The 354-nt window shown below is 64.7% G+C and carries 1 protein-coding gene; it reads right to left on the bottom strand.

Annotated features, from left to right (window positions below; genetic code table 11):
• The coding region (locus HX869_RS31945; RefSeq protein ID WP_178904120.1) for a hypothetical protein at window positions 1-354 on the bottom strand (354 nt) is incomplete at both ends.

The following is a 354-nucleotide window of genomic DNA, read 5'->3' on the forward strand; positions in this document are numbered from 1 at the left end:
GCTGATGCTGATGCTGATGCCGACGCCGACGCTGATGCCGATGCGGACGCTGATGCGGACGCTGATGCGGATGCGGACGCTGATGCGGACGCTGATGCGGATGCGGACGCTGATGCGGATGCCGACGCTGATGCTGATGCGGACGCCGATGCTGACGCGGATGCTGATGCTGATGCTGATGCTGATGCTGATGCCGACGCCGACGCCGATGCGGACGCTGATGCGGATGCTGATGCGGATGCGGATGCGGATGCCGACGCCGATGCTGATGCTGATGCTGATGCTGATGCCGACGCCGACGCCGATGCGGACGCTGACGCTGACGCTGACGCTGATGCGGATGCGGATGCGGAT

The organism is Pseudomonas sp. P7779 (genome assembly GCF_013386315.1).
In the GTDB taxonomy this organism is placed as follows: domain Bacteria; phylum Pseudomonadota; class Gammaproteobacteria; order Pseudomonadales; family Pseudomonadaceae; genus Aquipseudomonas.